This is a genomic window from Enterobacter sp. 22466, from assembly GCF_052044775.1.
Taxonomy (GTDB): domain Bacteria; phylum Pseudomonadota; class Gammaproteobacteria; order Enterobacterales; family Enterobacteriaceae; genus Enterobacter; species Enterobacter dissolvens.
The window spans coordinates 1,057,796-1,075,984 of the sequence record NZ_JBQENX010000001.1 but is presented as its reverse complement, the minus strand read 5'-3'; the positions used below and the strand labels follow the sequence as shown (position 1 = coordinate 1,075,984).

The 18,189-nt window shown below is 59.1% G+C and carries 17 protein-coding genes; 8 read left to right on the top strand and 9 right to left on the bottom strand.

Features of this window, described 5'->3' with window-relative positions:
- Window positions 1-3: 3 nt before the first annotated feature.
- From astB to astC, 4 genes are read right to left on the bottom strand one after another with little or no spacing between them, the layout of a single operon-like run.
- On the bottom strand, window positions 4-1,329 hold the full coding sequence (gene astB, locus ACTJJI_RS05220; protein ID WP_050859556.1) for an N-succinylarginine dihydrolase: 1,326 nt from the start codon (window positions 1,327-1,329) through the stop codon (window positions 4-6).
- Window positions 1,316-2,803, bottom strand: a complete 1,488-nt coding sequence (gene astD / locus ACTJJI_RS05215; protein WP_395999340.1) for a succinylglutamate-semialdehyde dehydrogenase — start codon at window positions 2,801-2,803, stop codon at window positions 1,316-1,318. Before astD ends, astB begins: the two co-directional genes overlap by 14 nt.
- Window positions 2,800-3,834 (bottom strand): arginine N-succinyltransferase, encoded by a 1,035-nt coding sequence (gene astA / locus ACTJJI_RS05210; RefSeq protein ID WP_014831525.1) that lies wholly within the window; start codon window positions 3,832-3,834, stop codon window positions 2,800-2,802. Before astA ends, astD begins: the two co-directional genes overlap by 4 nt.
- On the bottom strand, window positions 3,831-5,051 hold the full coding sequence (astC, locus tag ACTJJI_RS05205) for a succinylornithine/acetylornithine transaminase (protein ID WP_319851563.1): 1,221 nt from the start codon (window positions 5,049-5,051) through the stop codon (window positions 3,831-3,833). Before astC ends, astA begins: the two co-directional genes overlap by 4 nt.
- Window positions 5,052-5,484: 433 nt before the next feature.
- On the opposite strand from astC, the gene xthA reads away from it, so the two are divergent.
- The 6 genes from xthA (at window position 5,485) to ACTJJI_RS05175 (ending at window position 11,660) form a co-directional block, all read left to right on the top strand.
- Window positions 5,485-6,291, top strand: coding sequence for an exodeoxyribonuclease III (gene xthA / locus ACTJJI_RS05200; RefSeq protein ID WP_013097033.1), 807 nt, complete (start codon window positions 5,485-5,487; stop codon window positions 6,289-6,291).
- A gap of 6 nt (window positions 6,292-6,297) precedes the next feature.
- On the top strand, window positions 6,298-6,969 hold the full coding sequence (locus tag ACTJJI_RS05195) for a TVP38/TMEM64 family protein (protein ID WP_083021728.1): 672 nt from the start codon (window positions 6,298-6,300) through the stop codon (window positions 6,967-6,969).
- A gap of 27 nt (window positions 6,970-6,996) precedes the next feature.
- Window positions 6,997-8,157, top strand: a complete 1,161-nt coding sequence (locus ACTJJI_RS05190; RefSeq protein WP_438266223.1) for an ABC transporter substrate-binding protein — start codon at window positions 6,997-6,999, stop codon at window positions 8,155-8,157.
- A complete protein-coding gene (locus tag ACTJJI_RS05185) occupies window positions 8,130-9,659 on the top strand; it encodes a thiamine ABC transporter permease (protein WP_440653318.1) in 1,530 nt (509 codons plus the stop codon). Before ACTJJI_RS05190 ends, ACTJJI_RS05185 begins: the two co-directional genes overlap by 28 nt.
- A complete protein-coding gene (locus ACTJJI_RS05180; protein ID WP_440653316.1) occupies window positions 9,659-10,279 on the top strand; it encodes an ATP-binding cassette domain-containing protein in 621 nt (206 codons plus the stop codon). Before ACTJJI_RS05185 ends, ACTJJI_RS05180 begins: the two co-directional genes overlap by 1 nt.
- Window positions 10,280-10,352: 73 nt before the next feature.
- Window positions 10,353-11,660, top strand: coding sequence for a sulfurtransferase (locus ACTJJI_RS05175; RefSeq protein ID WP_440653314.1), 1,308 nt, complete (start codon window positions 10,353-10,355; stop codon window positions 11,658-11,660).
- On the opposite strand, the gene ACTJJI_RS05170 is transcribed toward ACTJJI_RS05175, so the two are convergent.
- On the bottom strand, window positions 11,657-12,274 hold the full coding sequence (locus ACTJJI_RS05170; protein WP_014831518.1) for a CDP-alcohol phosphatidyltransferase family protein: 618 nt from the start codon (window positions 12,272-12,274) through the stop codon (window positions 11,657-11,659). The genes ACTJJI_RS05175 and ACTJJI_RS05170 overlap by 4 nt on opposite strands.
- Window positions 12,267-12,836, bottom strand: a complete 570-nt coding sequence (locus ACTJJI_RS05165; RefSeq protein WP_063412789.1) for a carboxymuconolactone decarboxylase family protein — start codon at window positions 12,834-12,836, stop codon at window positions 12,267-12,269. Before ACTJJI_RS05165 ends, ACTJJI_RS05170 begins: the two co-directional genes overlap by 8 nt.
- Before the next feature lie 75 nt (window positions 12,837-12,911).
- On the opposite strand from ACTJJI_RS05165, the gene ACTJJI_RS05160 reads away from it, so the two are divergent.
- Window positions 12,912-13,328: a pyrimidine (deoxy)nucleoside triphosphate diphosphatase gene (locus tag ACTJJI_RS05160; protein ID WP_058681434.1), complete on the top strand. Its 417-nt coding sequence runs from the start codon at window positions 12,912-12,914 to the stop codon at window positions 13,326-13,328.
- On the opposite strand, the gene ACTJJI_RS05155 is transcribed toward ACTJJI_RS05160, so the two are convergent.
- On the bottom strand, window positions 13,288-13,560 hold the full coding sequence (locus tag ACTJJI_RS05155) for a YnjH family protein (protein ID WP_047362183.1): 273 nt from the start codon (window positions 13,558-13,560) through the stop codon (window positions 13,288-13,290). The genes ACTJJI_RS05160 and ACTJJI_RS05155 overlap by 41 nt on opposite strands.
- Before the next feature lie 228 nt (window positions 13,561-13,788).
- Between ACTJJI_RS05155 and gdhA the strand changes: the two genes are divergently transcribed.
- A complete protein-coding gene (gdhA, locus tag ACTJJI_RS05150; protein ID WP_020688396.1) occupies window positions 13,789-15,132 on the top strand; it encodes an NADP-specific glutamate dehydrogenase in 1,344 nt (447 codons plus the stop codon).
- A 69-nt stretch (window positions 15,133-15,201) separates the two neighbouring features.
- On the opposite strand, the gene ACTJJI_RS05145 is transcribed toward gdhA, so the two are convergent.
- Entirely contained in the window at window positions 15,202-17,109 is a 1,908-nt protein-coding gene (locus ACTJJI_RS05145; protein WP_038979877.1) for a DNA topoisomerase III, read from the bottom strand.
- A 4-nt stretch (window positions 17,110-17,113) separates the two neighbouring features.
- Window positions 17,114-18,157, bottom strand: coding sequence for a selenide, water dikinase SelD (selD, locus tag ACTJJI_RS05140; protein WP_014831513.1), 1,044 nt, complete (start codon window positions 18,155-18,157; stop codon window positions 17,114-17,116).
- Window positions 18,158-18,189: the final 32 nt, after the last annotated feature.

Here is an 18,189-nt window from a genome sequence, read left to right as displayed (position 1 = left end):
CCTTTAGCGCTGGAACGGGTAAACCGGGCCCAGCTGCAGGATTGAGGTTAACGCGTCCAGCGCCTCGCGGCCTTCGCGCAGCAGCTGCGGGTCAACCAGATCGGCCTGCGTTAACCGGTCGCGATAGTAGCGGTCCACCCAGTCGTTCAGGGTGTTAAATAGCGTCTCATTCATCATCACTGCCGGGTTAACGGCCTGCATTTCAGTGGGCGTAAGTACCACGCGCAGACGTAAACAGGCCGGACCGCCCCCGTTCGCCATGCTCTCGCGCAGATCAAAGACGCGCAGCTCCGCAATCGGGTTATCGGCTTTCACCAGTTCCGTCAGATAACGCCACACGCCCTGGTGATCCCTGGACTCTTGCGGCAACACCAGCATCATGCTGCCATCGTCCCGGCTCAACAGCTGGCTGTTGAAGAGATAGGTCTCAACCGCATCCTGCACGCTCACCGCCTGGGTCGGTACCTGAATCGGCATAAAGCCGGGCACGCGTTCATGCAGCGTGGCGAGGAGTTTCTCCTGATGGGCGAACGCCTGCTCGTGGCAGAACAGAACCTGCCGGTTAGAGACGGCAATCACGTCGTTATGGAACACGCCCTGGTCGATCACATGCGGGTTCTGCTGGGCAAAAATCACCTGTGACGGATTGACCTGATTCAGACGCGCCACGGCCTGGCTTGCCGCCAGCGTCTGTCGGGCCGGGTAGCGGGTGGGCGCAGAATGGCCGCCCTCTTCCCGTCCGTAAATAAACAGCTGTAACCCCGGTTCGCCGTAATCGCCGCCCAGGCGGTTATGGTTGGCAGCACCTTCATCACCAAACATCGCCACCTGCGGCAGAGCCGGATGGACAGCAAAATGGGCGTCATTATGGAATATGGCGCGCAGCACGCGCTCCGTGGTCTCCGCTTCGGTGGCGCGGTGGAATTTGTTATTCAGGTTCGCCACCGTCAAATGGACCTTGCCATCCAGCGTATCGGCAGAGGGTGCGACGGTCGCTGCGTTGGCCACCCACATTGAGGAGGCAGAACTCGCCGCCGAGAGCAGGTGTGGCGTCTGCGTTCCCGCTTTTTCGACCACCTGCTCATCCGTACCGCTAAAACCAAGCTGGCGTAACACCGCCACGTTTGGACGCTCCTGCGGCGGGATCACCGCCTGCGGAAAACCCGCGTCCGATAACGCCTTCATTTTCAGCAGCCCCTGCTTTGCCGCCAGTTTCGGGTTGGAAACCTGAAAACGATGCTTCGTCGAGGCTTCATTACCAAAGGAGAGCCCGGCATAGTGATGCGTCAGCCCCACCAGTCCGTCAAAATTCACTTCACGCGCTTTCATGGCGTTCTCCCTGACTAAAGTCCAGACCCGGACTCAGCGTGTCCGGCAACGTCAGCGCAGCTGTTTCCAGGCTCGCCATCGGCCACGCACAGTAATCCGCTGCATACCAGGCGCTGGCACGATGGTTGCCGGATGCGCCTACGCCGCCAAACGGTGCGGTACTCGCGGCTCCGGTCAACGGTTTGTTCCAGTTAACAATCCCGGCGCGCGCTTCGAGCAACAGCTGATCAAACTTCTCGCGCTGCGGCGAAATCAGACCGCTCGACAGGCCGTAGCGGGTGTTGTTGGCCATCGCAATGGCGCTGTCAAAATCGTCATAGCGCCAGACGCACAGCAGCGGCCCAAAGACCTCTTCATCCGGCACGTTGCTCGTCCCGCTCATCTCAACAATGCCCGGCGTCAGCAGCGACGTGCCCGGCTGAACCTGCTTCGGCTCCAGCAAGGTTTTCGCGCCGCGTGAGACATGGTCCTGCCAGGCTTTCAGAACGTTTAGCGCCGCCTGTTCGGAGATCAGCCCGCCGATAAACGGCTGCGGGTCGGCATCCCACGTCGCAGGCACCAGACGCGCGCTCACCTCAACCAGACGTCTGAGGAACGCATCGCCCTGCGCCCCGCGCTTCACCAGCAGACGACGCGCACAGGTGCAGCGCTGACCGGCGGTAATAAAAGCCGACTGGATGGTCAGGTGGACTGCCGCGTCAATATCATCAGGATCTTCAACAATAAGCGGGTTGTTTCCGCCCATCTCCAGCGCCAGAATTTTTTCCGGCTGTCCGGCCAGCTGGCGATGCAGCTGATAGCCCGTCCCGGCACTGCCGGTAAACAGCAGGCCATCAATATCACTCAGCGCGCTCAGCGCCTGGCCGGTTTCACGCCCGCCCTGCACCAGGTTCAGCACGCCAGGCGGCAAACCCGCCTGCTCCCAGAGCTTCACCACCACCTCACCGGTCAGCGGCGTTAATTCACTCGGTTTGAAAATGATGGTATTTCCCGCCAGCAGCGCCGGCACAATATGCCCGTTCGGCAGATGCCCCGGGAAGTTGTAGGGGCCAAACACCGCCAGCACGCCGTGGGGGCGATGGCGCAGCGTGGCCGCGCCGTCAGCCATTTCGGTATGCTGCTCGCCGGTGCGGGTATGGTACGCCTTTACCGAGATGGCGATTTTGTTGATCATCGCCGTCACTTCGGTCGCCGCTTCCCAGCGTGGCTTGCTGGTTTCCAGGGCGATCGTGCGGGTCAACTCGGTTTTGTTCGCTTCCAGCAGAGACGCAAACTTTTCGACAATTCCCTGGCGCACGGTGAACGGCTGTTTCGCCCACGCCGGAAACGCGCGGCGCGCCGCGTGGCAGGCCTGTTCAACCTGCCCGGCGCTGGCATCATTACCCTTCCAGAGCACCTCGTTGCCGACCGGATTGGTCTTCACGCGCTGTTCGCCTTCGCCCGTTACCCAGTCACCGTTGATCCATAAAGTCATGCTGTTTTCTCCTCAGGGCAGAGTCGTACCAGGCGAACCGTATCGCCGGCATTACATTTCAGGGCATCCAGTTCTGCCGCCGTCAGCACCAGACGTTCACATTTCGGGTTGGTACGCACCAGCATGGCGCGGAAGTTGGTGTAATTTTCGTTCGCCACCAGGCACGCTGGCCAGTCACCCGGCGCGGGCTGACCTTCAGAGACGTCAACCAGTCGGCTTTTACGGATCGCGCGCACGCGGTCGATATCGCACTCCAGCGTCGGCCCGCCGTCAAAGATGTCGACATAGTTACGGTAGCGGAAGCCTTCTTTCTCCAGCACCGCGCGGGCAGGCGCAGTTTGCGGATGGACTTCGCCAATCACCGCCTGTGCTTCCGGGGTTAAGAAATGGGTATAGATAGGGTGTTTCGGCATCAGCTCAGCGATAAACGCTTTCTGCCCGGTGCCGCACAGATAGTCTGCCCGGCTGAACTCCATTGAGAAAAAGCGTTCGCCCAGGCTCTCCCAGAACGGTGAGTAACCTTTGTCGTCGATCACGCCGCGCATCTCGGCCACCACCTTTTCGTTAAAACGATCGCGGAAAGCGGCCATAAACATAAAGCGCGATTTGGAGAGCAGATACCCGTTGCCCTCTTTACGCCACGCCGGGTCAAGAAACAGCGTGCAAAGCTCGCTGGCACCGGTGTGGTCATTACAGAGAAACAGCGTCGGCAGCGCGTTGTAGACGTTCAGCTCTTTCGAGGCATGAACCATAGTGCCCACGCGGTAGTTGTACCACGGGTCATTAAGGCCAACGGCCACTTCGATGGCGCAGATCCCGGCTACGGTCCCCGTGTCGGTATCTTCCAGCACGAACACATAGCCCTGTTCGCTTTTTGGCAACGTCCCCTGCCAGGTTTGCAGGGCGCGCTCAATGCGCGCCGACAGCGTTTTTTCATCGGCAGGAAGCGAGGTCAGCCCGCCCCCCGTCTTACCGGCAAGCTGCATGAGCCCGGCGAGATCGCCGCGCTCAACGGGACGGATGACCATCATGATGACACCCCGGATTTCACACGTTCACAGGCCAGCGCAAAACGGTCTAAACCGGTGCTCACCTCTTCCTCGCTGACAATCAGCGCAGGGGCAAAACGCACCACGTTGGCACCGGCAATCAGCACCATCACGCCCTGTTTCGCCGCTTCCTGTGAAATAAGTTTAGCTTTTCCGGCAAACTCCGGCGTCAGTTCGCAGCCAATTAACAGCCCCAGGCCGCGAATCTCTTTAAACAGACCGGTCTTGCTGTTAATGGCGTTCAGACGCTCCACAAACCAGTCGTGACGCTGTTTAACCCCCTTCAGCACTTTCGGGGTATTGATGATATCCAGAACCTGTCCGGCCACGGCCGTTGCCAGCGGGTTACCGCCATAGGTGGTGCCATGCGTGCCCACGACCATTACGCTGGCGAATTTATCGGTGGTCAGCATCGCGCCAATCGGGAAGCCGCCGCCCAGCGCTTTCGCCGTTGAGAGAACGTCCGGCGTCACACCGTAGTGCATATACGCATACAGCTCACCGGTACGGCCTACGCCGGTCTGTACTTCGTCGAAAATCAGTACCGCGTTATGACGATCACACAGTTCGCGCAGCCCCTGCAGGAATGCTTTCTGGGCGGGCAGCACACCGCCTTCCCCCTGCATTGGCTCGACGATCACCGCGCAGGTGGTGTCGTTAATCAACTCGCTGGCAGACTGCAGATCGTTATACATCCCGTGGCGGATATCCGGCGGCAGCGGCGCAAAGTCCTGCGAGTAGGACGGCTGGCCTCCTGCGCTGACGGTAAAGAGCGTACGGCCATGGAACGCGTTCTTAAAGGCCACAATCCCGCTTTTATGCACCCCGAATTTGTCGTGCGCATATTTGCGTGCCAGCTTCAGCGCCGCTTCGTTCGCCTCCGCGCCCGAGTTACAGAAAAAGACTTTCTCCGCAAAGGTCGCGTCGATCAGTTTTTTCGCCAGACGCAGCGCCGGTTCGTTGGTATAGCCATTACCGGTATGCCAGAACTTCGCCGCCTGGTCGTTTAACGCCTGGCGCAGCGCAGGGTGTGCATGGCCCAGCGCATTCACCGCGATCCCCCCTGCAAAGTCGATATACTCTTTGCCCTGCTGATCCCACAGGCGCGAGCCTTCCCCACGTACCGGAATAAAAGCCGCCGGAGCGTAAACCGGCATCATCCATTCATCGAAATTTTCACGCGTAATTGACAGAGACATAGCGACCTCATCCGGTAAATAAAAAGTTATTTAGATGTTAAATAATTGGGTGTTTGCACTGTGAATGTAGATTGCACGCTTCGTGCCAGCCAGCGATAAAAATGCATAAACGGGAGTGAGCAACAGAATATCAATAGGTTACGACATGGAGTTATTCACCATTACTGCATAAAAAGTGAATATTTTTACGATAAGCGGCGCTTTGCCGCATGAAAATAAGAAAGAGTATGCAGAGGCCAAATATAATTCTGGAATTGTGATCCCTCGCGAAATTTATCGGCCATTTACGCCCTCTTAAGGGGCGAAGCGCGTCAGAATGGTGCAAATATTGCACCGTTGGCATTATCTGTCGCAGTTATTGGTCAATCCCCATAACAGGCGACGCAAATTCTGCTACCATCCATGCACTATTCACCTTGCACTGGCAGCGACTATGAAATTTGTCTCTTTTAATATCAACGGCCTGCGTGCCCGCCCTCACCAGCTTGAAGCGATTGTTGAGCAACATCAGCCTGATGTGATCGGCCTGCAGGAGACAAAAGTTCACGACGATATGTTCCCCCTCGAAGAGGTGGTGAAACTCGGTTACAACGTTTTTTATCATGGGCAGAAAGGCCATTACGGCGTAGCCCTACTGACCAAAGAGACGCCGGTTTCCGTCCGCCGCGGCTTCCCGGGTGATGGCGAAGAAGCGCAGCGCCGGATCATCATGGCGGAAATTCCTTCAGCGCTCGGCAACATTACCGTGATCAACGGCTATTTTCCGCAGGGAGAGAGCCGTGACCATGAGACCAAATTCCCGGCAAAAGCGAAGTTTTATCAGGATCTGCAGGATTACCTGACCACTGAACTGAAAAAAGAGAATCCGGTGCTGATCATGGGCGACATGAATATTAGCCCGACCGATCTGGATATCGGCATTGGTGAAGAGAACCGCAAACGCTGGTTGCGCACCGGTAAATGTTCGTTCCTACCGGAAGAGCGTGAGTGGATGGATCGCCTGCTGAGCTGGGGTCTGGTGGATACCTTCCGCACGGCCAACCCGGATACCCAGGATCGCTTCTCGTGGTTTGATTACCGCTCAAAAGGCTTTGACGACAACCGCGGGCTGCGCATAGACCTGCTGCTGGCCAGCTCCCCGCTGGCAGAACGCTGCATTGAAACCGGGATCGACTACGATATCCGCAGCATGGAAAAACCGTCGGACCACGCGCCGGTGTGGGCGAAATTCAAGCTTTAACCCCGTGTGAACATTCGAAAAATTGTCTTACTGTGCGCCCTGCTGGGCGCCTTTATGCTGACGTGGCTCACTCTTCCTCCGGGCACGCTCTCTCTTGAAACCGTCAAAACGCATCAACAGACGTTGCTCGCCTTTGTCGACGACTCCCCCCTGCAAAGTGCGCTGTTCTTTTTTGCGCTCTATGTGGTGGTTTCCGCCCTGTCTATCCCCGGTGCCGCGATACTGACCCTGCTGGGCGGCGCGCTGTTTACGCTGTGGGAAGGGACGCTGCTGGTGTCGTTTGCCTCCACGCTCGGCGCCACGCTCGCTATGCTCGCCAGCCGTTATCTGCTGCGCGACTGGGTTCAGCGACGGTTTGCCCAACAGATGAAAACGGTGAACGCCGGGATGAAGCGTGACGGCGCAGGGTATCTTTTCGCCCTGCGCATGATGCCGTTGTTCCCGTTTTTTCTGGTCAATCTGCTGATGGGGCTGACCCGCATTGGGGTGCGCCGGTACTGGTGGGTCAGCCAGCTCGCCATGTTGCCCGCGACGGTTATCTTCCTCAACGCCGGCCGCGAGCTGGGAAAAATCACCTCGCTGCGCGATATTCTGTCGCCGGGCATGCTGTTAGCCTTTACACTACTGGGGTTATTACCGCTGGTGAGCCGATGGCTGTTTTCCCGACTCCCCTCTTAGTTTAAAAAGTGAGGCATTATGCGCCGTGTGCGTTTTTGCGCGTTTCTGACCGGTCTGCTGCTGACCGCCCCTCTGTGTGCCGCCGACAACTGGCACGTTATCCAACAACAGGCCAAAGGCCAGACCGTCTGGTTTAACGCCTGGGGAGGCGATCAGGCGGTGAACCGCTACCTCGACTGGGTCAGCGGTGAGATGAAAACGCACTACGCCATCAACCTCAACATTGTCCATCTGGCCGATGCGGCGGACGCGGTAAAACGGATCCAGACAGAAGCCGCCGCAGGGCGTAAGACCCACGGTTCAGTCGATCTATTGTGGGTTAACGGTGAAAATTTCCGCACGCTGAAAGAGGCTAACCTGCTGCAAACCGGGTGGGCGCAGACACTGCCTAACTGGCGCTATGTCGATACAAACAAACCGGTCACGGAAGATTTCGCCCTGCCAACCGAGGGCGCAGAATCTCCGTGGGGTGGCGCGCAGCTCACCTTTATCGCCCGCAAAGCGAGCATGCCGACTCCGCCGTCAGACCCGCAGGCATTACTGGCCTGGGCGCAGCAGCATCCGGGTAAAATCAGCTATCCCCGTCCGCCAGATTTCACCGGCACCGCGTTTCTTGAGCAGTTGCTTTTAACGCTCACTTCCCGGCCTGATGCGCTGAAACGCGCGCCCGATGACACCTTTGCGCAGGTTACCGCGCCGCTCTGGGACTACCTCGACAGACTCCACCCGCTGCTGTGGCGAGAAGGAAAAGATTTTCCGCCTTCTCCTGCGCGGATGGATACCCTGCTTGCCCGCGGCAGCCTGGACCTGTCGCTGACCTTTAACCCGGCACATGCACTGCAAAAAGTGGCCAGCGGTGAACTGCCTGCCGACAGCTACAGCTTTGGTTTTCGCAACGGGATGATCGGTAACGTTCATTTTGTTGCCATCCCGGCGAACGCCAGCGCCAGTGCGGGGGCGAAGGTGGTTGCCAATTTCCTGCTCTCACCTCAGGCGCAGATCCGCAAAGCCGACCCGACTATCTGGGGCGATCCGAGCGTACTGCAGGCGAACACGCTGCCCGCAGATGAAGCAAAACAGCTTCAGGCCCGCACGCCGCAAGGGCTTCCGCAGATGCTTGCGGAGCCACATGCGGCCTGGGTTAACGCGCTGGAGCAGGAATGGCTGCGTCGTTACGGCACCCGCTGAGCGCACTCATCTGGCTGGCGATGGTGGCAGTGTATCTGCCGCTTGTTCCCGCCAGCGCCATGCTGCTGATCCCGGCCATGTCGGCGGAAAACTGGCAACGTCTGTTTGATGATCCGCAGATCCCGCAGGCGCTTGCCGCCACCCTGGTATCCACGTTGATTGCCACTCTCGGCGCCCTGTTTATCGCCCTGATTTTCGTCACCACGCTGTGGCCCGGCGAGCACTGGCGTCGTCTGTGTACCCGTTTGCCGTGGCTGCTGGCCGTTCCCCACGTTGCCTTCGCCACCAGCGTGTTGCTGACCTTTGCCGAAGGCGGTCTGTTTTATCAGCTCTGTACGCGCTGCTCCCCGATATTGGATCGCTACGGGATTGGGTTAGGGCTGACCCTCGCCGTCAAGGAGAGCGCCTTCGTGCTGTGGGCGATATACGCGGTGTTACCTGAAACCCGACTGGCCCGCCAGAATGTCGTGTTGCAGACCCTGGGATACGGGCGGCTCCAGCGGCTGTGCTGGCTGGTGATCCCGGAGATCGCCCCGGCGCTGGGTGCCACAATGCTGGCGGTGCTCGCCTGGTCCCTCTCTGTTGTGGATGTCGCCATCATCCTGGGGCCGGGGAATCCTCCTACCCTGGCGGTACTGGCCTGGCAGTGGCTGACCCAGGGCGACGTGCAGCAGCAAACGAAGGGAACCCTGCTCTGCCTGCTGATGCTCGCGCTGCTGGCCGTGCTTTCGGCGCTGGGGTTCGGTATCTGGAAAGCGTGGCGTCGCACGTTGCCTGCGCTGACAGGGGTGCGACGCACGTTACCCCTCGCGCCGCCCGCCCGTATGCTCAGCGGAATCCTCCCCGCATGCGGCATGCTTTGCGCCGGAGTGCTGCTGATGCTGGCCCAGTGGGATGATGTTAGCGCCGTGCGTGCCAGTTTATCGTTCGGCCTGCTCGCCAGCCTGATCGCCCTGATCATGATACTGCTCTGGCTGGAATGGGGGCCGCGGCGTGGTGTGCTGTGGGTCTGGCTCCCGCTCGCCCTTCCTGCGCTGCCGCTGGTTTCCGGGCAATACAGGGTGGCGTTATGGCTGGGTATCGACGGGCAGTACGCCGCCGTGCTCTGGAGCCATCTGCTGTGGGTACTGCCGTGGATGCTGCTGATACTGCAACCCGCCTGGCGGCGCATCGATCCGCGGCTTCTCCTCACGGCCAGAACGCTTGGCTGGCGGCGGACAAAAGTCTTCTGCCTGATCAAATGTCCCCTGCTGTTTCGCCCCGCGCTGCTGGCGTTTGCAACCGGCTTTTCGGTCAGCATGGCGCAATACATGCCAACACTCTGGCTCGGCGCGGGGCGTTTCAGCACCCTTACCACCGAAACCGTGGCGCTCAGCAGCGGCGGCAGCATCCCGATTCTGGCTAACCGGGCGCTGTGGCTGCTGTTGGTGACAGGGGCCGTCTTCGGCGTTGCCGCACTGTTATCCCGGCTCGCGGGCCATTACCGACGAGGATTACGTTAATGCTGAAGGTCAACAATCTCACCATTGCGCCGCTGTTCCGTGAAGTTAACTTTTATGTTCCTCGCGGTGAAATTGTCACCCTGATGGGGCCGTCCGGCAGCGGGAAATCGACCCTGTTTTCATGGATGGTTGGGGCACTGTCTGACGACTTTCAGGCGCAGGGTGAGCTGTGGCTTGACGATCGCCGCTGTGACGGGCTGCCTGTCGAGCAACGTGGGATCGGTATTCTCTTTCAGGACGCCCTGCTGTTTGACCAGTACAGCGTCGGGCAAAATTTGCTGCTGGCGTTACCGGCGCGGATCACCGGGCGCGTACGCCAGGAAGGGGTGCAACGGGCGCTGGACTCAGCCGGGCTAAATCACCACTATGCCAGCGATCCGGCCACGCTGTCCGGCGGGGAGCGTGCCAGGGTGAGCCTGCTGCGGGCTCTGCTTGCCGAACCACAGGCGTTGTTGCTGGACGAACCGTTTAGCCGCCTGGATAAATCACTGCGGTCGTCCTTTCGGACATGGGTGTTTGATGCCCTGCGCGCACGTGATATCCCGGTGGTGCTGGTCACGCATGACGAGGAAGATATTCCGCCGGGTAGTGAGGTGATTGAGATTTCTCGCTGGCAATAATGTGCTAACGCAATGTTTTACCTTTCAGGAGAGACGACAATGCCCCCCTCTTTTACTGACGTCAGGTTATTCGATGAAACGTGTTTCTCAACTGACCGCGCTGGCCCTGCTTTGCGGCCTCGCCTCACTCTCTTGCATGGCCGCTGATATGCCACACTCGCTCACACTGGCTCAGCTCCAGGAACAGCACGGCGCGGCGATCGATACCCGTGCCAGTGCGTTTTATAACGGCTGGCCGCAAACGCTGAACGGCCCCTCCGGGCACGAGCCCGCCGCGCTTAATCTCTCCGCTACCTGGCTGAGCGCGATGAGCGACGACCAGATTGGCCGCTGGGCAAAACAGCATCAACTTACCCCCACAACACCCCTCGCACTCTACGGCAGTGACGCGGATAACCAGGCGGTGAGCGCCCGGCTCAGAAAAGCCGGCTATACCCGGATTTCACTCCTCAGCGATGCCCTACAGGCCCCCGATCGTCTGCAGCGCCTGCCACACTTTGAACAGCTCGTTTATCCGCAGTGGATCCACCAGCTTTCGCAGGGTAAACCAGTGGCAGCCGCCCCGGCCGGTCACTGGAAAGTGATTGAAGCCGCCTGGGGAGCGCCGAAGTTCTATCTGCTGAACCACATTCCCGGCGTGGGTTATATTGATACCAATGAAGTGGAAAGCGAGCCGCTGTGGAATAAGGTTTCTGACGACAAACTGAAAGCGATGCTGGCAAAACACGGGATCCGTCACGATACCACCGTCATTCTGTATGGTCGCGATGTCTATGCCGCCGCCCGCGTGGCACAAATTATGCTCTACGCGGGCGTGAAGGACGTGCGTATTCTTGATGGTGGCTGGAAAGCGTGGTCAGAAGCCAACCTGCCGGTGGAAAGAGGGATGCCTGCTGATGTCAAACCCGCCCCCGATTTCGGCGCGCCGATCCCCGGTCAGCCACAGCTGATGGTCGATATGGCGCAGGCGCGCGGGATGCTGCATCGCCAGGATGCCTCGCTGGTCAGCATTCGCTCGTGGCCGGAGTTTACTGGCGAAACCAGCGGCTACAGCTACATCAAACCCAAAGGTGAAATCGCCGGGGCCCGCTGGGGTCATGCCGGAAGCGATGCCACCCACATGGAAGATTTCCATAACCCGGACGGCACTATGCGCAGCGCCGATGACATCGCCGCCATGTGGAAAAGCTGGAACATCCTGCCGGAACAGCACGTGGCCTTTTATTGCGGTACCGGCTGGCGAGCTTCTGAGGGCTTTATGTATGCCCGGGTGATGGGCTGGAAAAACGTCGCCGTCTATGACGGTGGCTGGTACGAATGGAGCAGCCACTCGCAAAACCCGGTGTCGTCTGGCGAACGCGGACCCGACAGTTCGCGCTAGGGCGTGAGTGATCGCAGCGTCAGATACCCGCTCCAGATGCGCGTTGTGGTGGTCAGCCAGCACAACGCGCCAAATACCCACGCGAGAAGCGTGAAGTGCGCCGGAAACAGGCAGCACAACACAAACAGCACGATGGTCTCCGTCCCTTCCGTTAATCCGCCGATATAGTAAAACGACTTGTGCGCATAGCCGGGGTTATCGATATTGTGTTTCGCCGCCAGTGCAGCAAAGGCCAGAAAGCTGCTGCCGGTTCCGATAAAGGCGAACAGTAGCCAGGCCGCGGCCAGCGCATTCTCAGCGGGAGCCGCGAGGGCAAAACCAAACGGCACCAGCGCGTAGAACAAAAAATCGAGCGCGATATCCAGAAACCCGCCCGCATCCGTCAGCCCTCTTCGGCGTGCCAGTGCGCCGTCCAGGCCATCCAGCAGGCGATTAACCACAATGGCGACCAGGGCCGCCGGATACCAGCCAAGTGCCAGAAACGGTAGCGTCAGCACGCCTGCGGCAAATCCGGTCAACGTTAAGCCATCGGGCGTGATGCCGGGTTTATCCAGCCAGGAGGCCAACCGGTTAAGGGCGGGCTTTACCCGGGGATGAATATGTCGATCAAGCATGCGGCTTTCCTTTAAACGTGTCGCACAGTCCCTGCGCCGGGATATCAAGGGCGGCATTAAAGCGGGCCGAAAGGTTTTGAAACGCAATCAGCGCCGTCATTTCACTAATCGTCTCATCGGTAAAAAGGCGTTTGAGCTCGCTTTTGAGCGCCTCATCCACCTGCGGCGGCGTGGCGGTCACGGCCTCCGCATAGGCCAGCGCCGCGCGCTCCTGTTCATTAAAAAGCGCAGCGTCACGCCACTGGCTCACGGCCTGCACTTTATCCAGCGCGCCCGCGCGTTCGGCCAGACGCAGACTGTTGGCATCAATACAAAACGCACAGTGACAGAGTTGCGATACCCGCGTCATCAGCAGCGAGCGCAGCACCGGCGTCAGGCGGGCGTTGCGTCGCTCCAGAAACCCGATAAACAGCGCCACCAGCCAGAACAGGCGCGGCATGCGTCCCCACCAGCGCGTGGGGTTAAGCACTGCGCCAAAATGTTTTTTCTGCATGGCGGCAATCGGTTTGAGGCTGGCGGGAAGGGATTCAACCGGGGCAACCCAGGTGGATGTCGCTTTCACGTGATTCTCCTGATGACTGGACTCCTGGAAAGGGCACGATAATATGGTGTTTTTCGCTAACAAGTATTGACGACCATGCTGAAAACACTCGATGTCGTTGCGGCAATCATTGAAAAAGACAATAAAATTTTACTGGCGCAGCGCCCCATGCATGCCGATCAGCCGGGCCTGTGGGAGTTTGCCGGTGGAAAGGTGGAAGCCGGAGAAACGCAGCCCGAGGCGCTGATCCGCGAGTTGCAGGAGGAGTTGGGGATCCACGCGCAACCGTCGCACTACGTCGCAAGCCACCAGCGGGAAGTGTCGCAGCGGCTTATCAATTTGCACGCCTGGCACGTTCCCCACTTCAGCGGTGAGCTAACGGCGCACTACCACAGCGCCCTGGTGTGGTGTACGCCTGAAGAGGCGTTTGACTACCCCTTAGCCCCGGCGGATATTCCGCTGCTGGAAGCCTTTATTCTTTTACGCGACGCCAGACCAGCGGGTTCGTGCTGATGGTGCGTTCATCGCGCTGGCACTGCAGCAGGATGCCGTCCGCTTTCACTACCGCCCCTTCTGAGTAGTTCTGATCCTGATAGATGCAGCACTGGTTACAGGGCTGCGCTCTCTGGCCGCTGGAGCTAAAGACCTCCGGCGGGACGTTCACTTCCACATCCGGACGCATGCGGTCAGCCTGCGCGCCTGCGCTCAGCATCAAACATAACGCGGTCATCACGTAACGGTTCATAGACTTCTCTTCCTGTTGTGTCCTGATAATGACTATAACGGTTAATCATCGCGGAACCTTTAATTTATCTCGTCATCGCTTTTGGTTATGACGCCGCACAGGTCATTAATTTCCCTTTCGACATGAATTTCTGCTTGCTTCGCAAAGCGGTACGGGTGGTATAGTCAAAAAAACAACACAAATCGTATAAGACACATACGGAAATTATCATAAGAGGTTCTTATATCTATGGATCAGACACGCACTCTGGAAAGTTTTCTCACCCATGTTCAGCAGCGCGACCCGCATCAGAGCGAGTTTGCGCAGGCCGTACGTGAAGTAATGACCACCCTGTGGCCCTTCCTGGAACAAAACCCGCGTTATCGTCAGATGTCTTTGCTTGAGCGCCTCGTCGAGCCTGAGCGCGTGATCCAGTTCCGCGTGGCGTGGGTGGACGACCGCAATCAGGTGCAGGTCAACCGCGCATGGCGCGTGCAGTTTAACTCGGCCATCGGGCCGTTTAAGGGCGGGATGCGCTTCCACCCTTCAGTGAACCTGTCGATTTTGAAATTCCTTGGCTTTGAGCAGACCTTTAAAAACGCGCTCACTACCCTGCCGATGGGCGGCGGTAAAGGCGGCAGCGATTTTGATCCGAAAGGCAAAAGCGAAGGCGAAGTGATGCGTTTCTGCCAGGCGCTGATCACCGAGCTTTATCGCCACCTTGGCCCGGATACCGACGTCCCTGCCGGTGATATCGGCGTAGGCGGGCGTGAAGTGGGCTTTATGGCCGGAATGATGAAAAAGCTCTCAAACAACAGCGCCTGCGTCTTTACCGGCAAAGGACTCTCCTTCGGCGGCAGCCTGATCCGCCCGGAAGCGACCGGCTACGGTCTGGTCTATTTCACCGAAGCGATGCTGAAACGCCACGGCTTAGGCTTCGAAGGCATGCGCGTGGCAGTCTCCGGCTCCGGTAACGTGGCGCAATATGCCATCGAAAAAGCAATGCAGTTTGGTGCCCGCGTGGTCACCGCGTCTGATTCCAGCGGTACCGTCGTGGATGAAGCCGGCTTCACGGCTGAGAAACTGGCGCGTCTGTGTGAAATCAAAGCCAGCCGCGATGGCCGCGTGGCCGATTATGCCCGCGAGTTTGGTCTGACCTATCTTGAGGGTAAACAGCCGTGGGGCGTGCCGGTGGATATCGCCCTGCCGTGTGCAACCCAGAACGAACTGGACGTTGAAGCCGCCCGTACTTTAATCAGCAATGGCGTAAAAGCGGTAGCCGAAGGGGCGAATATGCCAACTACCATCGAGGCGACCGATCTGTTCCTGGAAGCGGGCGTACTGTTTGCACCGGGAAAAGCCGCCAACGCCGGCGGCGTGGCAACGTCCGGTCTGGAGATGGCGCAAAACGCCGCGCGTCTGGGCTGGAAAGCAGAGAAAGTGGATGCCCGTCTGCACCACATCATGCTGGATATTCACCACGCCTGTGTAGAGTACGGCGGCGAGGCCTCGCAAACCAACTACGTGCGTGGTGCGAATATCGCCGGGTTCGTGAAGGTGGCGGACGCGATGATTGGGCAGGGTGTGATTTAAGGTTTATCGTGCGGCCGGGTGCCCTCACCCCGGCCCTCTCCCACAGGGAGAGGGAAAAAAAAGGGGGTGTCAGGCCGCGCTCTTTTTCTTTTTAAACGGTTTCTTCGCACCACCACCCGGTGCCACCATTCCTCTGAACCGCTTCACCGGCGTGCTGCGCGCCTGATCGATCAGCTGATACAGCGTCCCCACCAGCGGCTGCATAAAGTCCTGATAGCGGCACTGTTTCTCGCTGATCTGCGTCAGCACCGATTCCCAGTGCGCCGTCATATCCGGCCTGGCAGCCAGCTCCGGCAGGGAGTGGATTAATGCCCTGCCCGGCTCGGTGGAGTGAATATAGCGCCCTTTCTTCTCCAGGAAACCGCGTTTGAACAGCAGCTCGATGATCCCCGCGCGGGTTGCTTCGGTTCCCAGTCCGTCAGTGGCGCGCAGGATCTTTTTCAGCTCTTTGTCCTGCACAAAACGAGCAATTCCGGTCATGGCGGAGAGCAGCGTCGCATCGGTGAAATGGCGTGGTGGCTGCGTCTGGCGCTCTACCACTTCCCCTTTCTCACACAGCAACTCGTCGTCTTTAGCCACCACCGGCAGCGGAGTACCGTCGTTCTCTTCGTCACGCTCTTTGTTGCCAAGCAGCGTGCGCCAGCCCGCTTCCGCCAGAAAACGTGCTTTGGCAATAAATTTGCCTTTGGCGATCTCCAGCTCAATGACGCACTTGCGGAACACCGCGTCCGGGCAGAACTGCATCAGATACTGACGCGCGATCAGGTTATAAACCTTCGCTTCGTTCTCCGTCAGGTTGACGTTGCTGGCCCGCGCCGTCGGGATGATCGCATGGTGGGCATCGACTTTTTTATCGTCCCAGCAGCGGTTATGGGTATCCGGGTTGACGACCGGCTGCGGCAGCAGATCCGGCGCATGCACGCCGATGGCGTTCATCACCGCGTGGCGTCCGGCAAAGTGCTCTTCAGGCAGGTAGCGGCTGTCTGAACGCGGATAGGTGATGAGCTTGTGGGTTTCGTAGAGCTTCTGGCAGATATCCAGCACGTTCTGCGCGCTCAGGCCAAAGCGCTTCGCGGCCTCAATCTGCAGGGCAGAAAGTGAAAACGGCAGCGGTGCGGGTTCGGATTCCCGTTTATCGTTATAGCTGGTGACGATGGCGGGTTGACCGGTGATCCGGTTGACCACGTGCTCCGCCAGCGGACGGTGCAGCAGACGCCCTTCTTCATCCTGATACGATTCGCAGGCATCGCTCGGCTGCCAGACGGCGGTAAAACGCTCCTCTTTCGGGGTGACGATGTGCGCTTTCACTTCGAAGAAATCTTTGGCAACGAAGTTTTCAATTTCCTCATCGCGGCGCACCACCAGACCCAGCACTGGCGTTTGCACGCGGCCAACGGAGAGTACCCCCTGATAACCGGCATTCCGCCCAAGGATCGTGTAGGCGCGGGTCATGTTGATCCCGTACAGCCAGTCTGCGCGCGCGCGCGCCAGCGCGGACACGCACAGCGGGATAAACTCGCTGTTGGCGCGCAGGCGCGAAATCGCCCGCTCCACCGCCTGCGGGTTGAGGTCGTTAATCAGGCAGCGCTGCACCTGCTGGCGTTTTTCCGGCGCCAGTTCCAGATAGTCCAGCACTTCATCCACCAGCAGTTGTCCTTCCCTGTCCGGGTCACCAGCGTGGACAACTTCAGACGCTTCATGCAAAAAGCGCTTAATGACGTTGAGCTGTTTGGTGACGGAGGGGCGCGGTTGCAGGCGCCATTTTTCCGGCACAATCGGCAGATCGTTGAGGTTCCAGCGGGCATAGCGGCTGTCGTAGACGTCCGGCTGTGCCTGCTCAAGCAGGTGACCAATGCACCAGGTGACCACCTGCCCGTTACCGCATTCAATAAAGCCGTCGCCTTTGCGATGCGGCTTCGGCAGCACATCGGCGATGGCACGGGCCAGACTCGGCTTTTCGGCAATAAACAACCGCATCGAATTAACGGATCTCAATCATCGGTCGGCCACCGCGCGCGGTCACCAGCTCGCCGATCGCCGTCAGGGTAATACCAAACTCGGCGGCCGTAGCCTGCACCTCAGCTTCTGACTCCGGCGTGACCGCCAGCAGCAGGCCACCCGAGGTTTGCGGATCGCACAGCAGGTTACGCCACTCTTCAGGCATTTCGCCCATCAGATGACCATAGCTGGCAAAGTTACGCTGAGTACCGCCCGGCACAGCGCCCTGGGCAATGTACGCTTCCACGCCTGGCAGCTTCGGCACGTCCTGATACCAGACCTGCGCCTGCACGCCCGCGCCCTGACACACTTCAGAGAGATGCCCCAACAGGCCAAAACCGGTGACGTCGGTCATCGCCTTCACGCCGTCGATATTGGCGAAAGCGGCACCGGCCAGGTTCATCTGGCACATCACTTCCGTTGCCAGACCTTTGTGTTCCGGTTTCAGCAGGGATTTTTTCTCGGCGGTGGTCAGCACGCCAATGCCCAGCGGCTTGGTGAGGAACAGCTTGCAACCCGCCTGCGCGGTGCTGTTGCGTTTGACGCGCTCGGTTGGCACCACGCCCGTGACCGCCAGACCGAAGATCGGCTCCGGCGCATCAATAGAGTGACCACCGGCCAGGGCGATCCCCGCCTGCTGGCAGGCAAAGCGTCCGCCCTCAATCACCTGGCGGGCTATTTCTGGCGCAAGGGTGTTGATCGGCCAGCCCAGAATCGCAATCGCCATAATCGGTTTACCGCCCATCGCGAAGATATCGCTGATGGCGTTGGTCGCCGCGATGCGCCCGAAATCGAACGGGTTATCGACAATCGGCATAAAGAAGTCAGTGGTACTGATAATGCTGGTGCCGTTACCCAAGTCATAAACCGCTGCATCGTCACGCGTTTCGTTGCCGACAAGCAGGTTCGGGTCGACAAACTTCGCCTGCTCGCTGTGCAGGATGGTTTCCAGCACTTTGGGGGAAATTTTACAACCGCAACCGGCTCCGTGGCTGTATTGCGTTAAACGAATGGTTTGCTCGCTCATGGACATCTCCTGTCAATGCAATCGCGCTATGG

Bases quoted from the DNA above. Each gene is read 5' to 3' on its own strand.
- astB (WP_050859556.1), bottom strand. From the start codon at position 1,329: ATGAAAGCGCGTGAAGTGAATTTTGACGGACTGGTGGGGCTGACGCAT.
- astD (WP_395999340.1), bottom strand. From the start codon at position 2,803: ATGACTTTATGGATCAACGGTGACTGGGTAACGGGCGAAGGCGAACAG.
- astA (WP_014831525.1), bottom strand. From the start codon at position 3,834: ATGATGGTCATCCGTCCCGTTGAGCGCGGCGATCTCGCCGGGCTCATG.
- astC (WP_319851563.1), bottom strand. From the start codon at position 5,051: ATGTCTCTGTCAATTACGCGTGAAAATTTCGATGAATGGATGATGCCG.
- xthA (WP_013097033.1), top strand. From the start codon at position 5,485: ATGAAATTTGTCTCTTTTAATATCAACGGCCTGCGTGCCCGCCCTCAC.
- ACTJJI_RS05185 (WP_440653318.1), top strand. From the start codon at position 8,130: ATGGCTGCGTCGTTACGGCACCCGCTGAGCGCACTCATCTGGCTGGCG.
- ACTJJI_RS05180 (WP_440653316.1), top strand. From the start codon at position 9,659: ATGCTGAAGGTCAACAATCTCACCATTGCGCCGCTGTTCCGTGAAGTT.
- ACTJJI_RS05175 (WP_440653314.1), top strand. From the start codon at position 10,353: ATGAAACGTGTTTCTCAACTGACCGCGCTGGCCCTGCTTTGCGGCCTC.
- ACTJJI_RS05170 (WP_014831518.1), bottom strand. From the start codon at position 12,274: ATGCTTGATCGACATATTCATCCCCGGGTAAAGCCCGCCCTTAACCGG.
- ACTJJI_RS05160 (WP_058681434.1), top strand. From the start codon at position 12,912: ATGCTGAAAACACTCGATGTCGTTGCGGCAATCATTGAAAAAGACAAT.
- ACTJJI_RS05155 (WP_047362183.1), bottom strand. From the start codon at position 13,560: ATGAACCGTTACGTGATGACCGCGTTATGTTTGATGCTGAGCGCAGGC.
- gdhA (WP_020688396.1), top strand. From the start codon at position 13,789: ATGGATCAGACACGCACTCTGGAAAGTTTTCTCACCCATGTTCAGCAG.
- ACTJJI_RS05145 (WP_038979877.1), bottom strand. From the start codon at position 17,109: ATGCGGTTGTTTATTGCCGAAAAGCCGAGTCTGGCCCGTGCCATCGCC.
- selD (WP_014831513.1), bottom strand. From the start codon at position 18,157: ATGAGCGAGCAAACCATTCGTTTAACGCAATACAGCCACGGAGCCGGT.